Source organism: Caenibacillus caldisaponilyticus (assembly GCF_002003465.1).
Taxonomy (GTDB): domain Bacteria; phylum Bacillota; class Bacilli; order Bacillales; family Sporolactobacillaceae; genus Caenibacillus; species Caenibacillus caldisaponilyticus.
Window position 1 is genome coordinate 1 of record NZ_BDDQ01000113.1, and the last position, 3157, is coordinate 3157.

General features: G+C 49.1%; 4 protein-coding genes. All 4 read right to left on the bottom strand.

Translation table 11 applies throughout. The features are described from left to right. The coding region (gene ssb / locus CCB157_RS16535; RefSeq protein ID WP_143287125.1) for a single-stranded DNA-binding protein at nucleotides 1–413 on the bottom strand (413 nt) is incomplete at its 3' end. A gap of 15 nt (nucleotides 414–428) precedes the next feature. After that, nucleotides 429–1289: a DnaD domain-containing protein gene (locus CCB157_RS16540; RefSeq protein WP_077616910.1), complete on the bottom strand. Its 861-nt coding sequence runs from the start codon at nucleotides 1287–1289 to the stop codon at nucleotides 429–431. Between the two features lie 186 nt (nucleotides 1290–1475). After that, nucleotides 1476–2336 carry a recombination protein RecT gene (gene recT, locus CCB157_RS16545; RefSeq protein WP_077616911.1) on the bottom strand — a complete coding sequence of 287 codons (861 nt, stop codon included), beginning with the start codon at nucleotides 2334–2336 and terminating at the stop codon, nucleotides 1476–1478. 3 nt (nucleotides 2337–2339) lie between these two features. After that, nucleotides 2340–3157: YqaJ viral recombinase family nuclease (locus CCB157_RS16550; RefSeq protein ID WP_077616912.1), on the bottom strand; the 818-nt coding region annotated here is incomplete at its 5' end.

Consider the following 3157-nt stretch of genomic DNA (forward strand, 5'->3'; position numbering starts at 1 on the left):
TCGATAGGATCACCGCTAGCAAACGGGTCGCCACCATCGGCAAACGGGTCATCATTAATCGGCGATTCATTTGGCGCCTGTTCGCTCGTCCTTGCTCCCTTTGGTTCCAAGAATTGGACCGATTCGGCCACCACTTCCGTGACGTAAACCCGCCGGCCATTCTTCTCATAACTGCGTGTTTGCAAACGTCCGTCCACGCCGGCAAGGCGGCCCTTTTTCAGATATTCCGCCACGTTCTCGCCGAGCTTCCGCCAAGCGATGACCTGAATGAAGTCTGCCTCGCGTTCCCCTTCTTGGTTTGTAAATGGGCGGTTGACGGCGAGCGTGAAATTCGCCACCGCCACTCCGCTCGGCGTATATCGAAGTTCAGGATCGCGTGTCAGCCGGCCGACCAAAATCACACGGTTGATCAATAGTCATTCCTCCAATCACAATCCACTTAGGATCGCATCAAGCTCTTTTTCCCTCTTTTGGATGTCATCTGGTTGCATATCGTTTTTGGTCAAATCTCCACCAGTTGCCCATTTTGGCAGCCTATCCACTCGTTCATTTGGCCGATGCGCCGTTTTGCTTTTGGCTTGCTTCTCTTTCCGCGCACTCTCATATGCACGTACTTGATCAATGGTTTTAAGCCCTTGGGAATGCCACTCTTTCAAGATACTTTCCACGTATCCGAAGTTTTTGGCGTTCCTTTTCAGGGCTAACTTCATAGCTGCAATGACCACATCTTCGGATAGTTGATCAACCCAGTTCAAAATCTCTGTGATGATGAACTCGCTGAAATTCCCAAAGTTGATCGTGAAAAATTCCACCGCACGCGATTGCGGAAGGCCGCCGCCATCATCGTCGTCGGTATTATTAGTTTCGTTTAGTTTAGTTTTAGTTTTGTTTAAGTATGGTCCACTTTTGGGCCACTTTTCGTCCACCGTTGGTTCACCAATAGTCCTCGGATTGGTCTCCTGATTGTCCTCAGATAAGTCCACGTGGTGGACTAATTTGTGTACCAATGTGGATAATGGGACCATTCTGTACAAACCAGCATGCTTTTTTTTGCCTTTTTGGTACTCGATTAATCCCTTTTGGCATAGCTGATTTCGTATTTTGTCAAGGCCGGATTTCGATAATCCTGTCATTTGTTGAAGCGTTGGATTAGGCGCTGAAAACCATTCCTTCCATCCGGACATATTGTTTATGAGCATCAGTGTATGCCATAAAGCAATTTCTCCGGTGGAAAGATCGTTTTGCAGCACATAATCGCGAAACGCATTCAACTCCTTGATGTAGTTCATCGGATCAGCCCCTACGCTCGCAAATCACCTTCATTCCCTCAATCCGTACAAACTGAAGCTCTGGAAAGCTCCGCGCAATATATCCAGCGACATATCGTTTGAAGAGCTTCCCCCGGTCCCGGGCGCCATCCGTGATATGGAGGTAGACCGGGGGAATGTCGATTTTGATCGGCAAGAGTGCTCACCTTAGTCGAATGGTAGTTCGTCTTTCTCTTCTTTTTGGGTTTCTTCTGGTTGTTCATCCAGATCATTTTGCACGCTGAATTCAACGTCAATCGCATCTTCATAGACCGACTTCGGATCATCCGTGACGTCTCGGCGGTAGGTTTCGTCGTGGGCCGCCGCTTGTTGGATTTCAACCGAGATCGGCAGATACTTCCACATGTGCCGGATGACCGTCTTCTTCGCCATTTCTTCGTAGTCCGTCACCCACGGACCGTTGTTAGCCGCTTTTGAGCGTCGCCGGCGCTTTTCTATCTCTTCTTTTGGCATGAATTCGAACTGATAGCCGCCATCCTTGAAATGAGCGACGGCGTACACGCCGATCATTTCCCCTCTGTCGGCTTCCATGCTCGGCTTGTGCTTCAATTTCGGCTCCAAACCGAGCTCATACTCGAATTCGTCTTTTTCATACACCGCATGGGCATAGATGTTTTGAATCTGCCCGGAACGGCGGGCCAAGTCGATCATGCCCTTGTAACCGATGATGAATTGGACGTCTGTCTGACCTGTCTTGCCATTTTTGAAAGGGACCAAATAGCAATGGCCGATCAGACCAGGCTCCAAACCGAGCTGCGCTGCCTGCATGACGGCGCCGAGCAAGCTCGGAACCGATGCTTCCAAGAGCTTCGGATTCGTTCGGATGGTCGTGAGAGCTATCCGAGCCATGCGGTCAGGATCCATATGTTTCGGTAAGGCTTTTTCGATCTCTGGGCCCATTTTTTTGAGATAGTGCGCGATCGTATTCGCCGGGTTTGCTGGCTTGTTGTCCGATGTTTTTTGGTTTTTGGTAGCCAATTGATTTTTTAGGCTTGCATTGGTTGCCATTTATTATCGAGCCTCCTTGATTGCGAACCGTCTAGAAATTGACGGTTTCAAGTATTGTTCATATATATCCGGCCGTTCTGTTTTCAGTCGTTTGGTATCGATGCGATTGGTGGTGACGGTTTTCCACGTCACGATGTGGTTCGATGCTATCCCACGTTCGAACTCGCCGAGCATTCCTTTGAGCTTGTTTTCGTATGCTTTTTTGAGCTCGGTGAGCTCGCTGATCTCCGCGTTCACCTGTTCGAGCGCTTCGATCAGTTTGTCAGCTTCCCTCGGAAGCTCCGTCTCTGAATCCGGATCCGATTCGGGATAGAGTGACCGAAGAAGTTTCTCGGATGCTTCCGACCCATCGAATTCCGGCGGGATTCGCGGAACGACGTGGCTGTTCCAAAATTCTTCTTCCGCTTCGATGAGCATTTGGATGATTTCTTCATCGCGCTCGATTTTTTTGTATAGAAACTTGTTTCCGCCTATCAATACAGCGATCCACCAAACATCGTACCCCGTCACGGCCATGTAGTGCTGGCATTGAATGAGATACGGCGCCGGTACTTCGTCATCTTTCCATTCGTCTTTGAGATATTCGCTGGCCGTTTTGCACTCAAGACCAGCTTTTTCCCCGACAATGAATCTATCAACATTTGCAAGCATCCATGGATAGTCAGGATGTTGAAGAATTGCATATCGATTTCGCACTTTCTTCCCGGTCCGCTTTGAAAATTCCCGGGCAACGACATCTTCCAACACATGCCCCCAATAGGCAGCTTCCGACGATACATCAGATTCAATCTCGCCGATCTTTTCCATATAGACTTGGATAG

Excerpts from the sequence above, each read along its gene's own strand:
- CCB157_RS16540 (WP_077616910.1), bottom strand. The coding sequence starts at position 1,289 with ATGAACTACATCAAGGAGTTGAATGCGTTTCGCGATTATGTGCTGCAA.
- recT (WP_077616911.1), bottom strand. The coding sequence starts at position 2,336 with ATGGCAACCAATGCAAGCCTAAAAAATCAATTGGCTACCAAAAACCAA.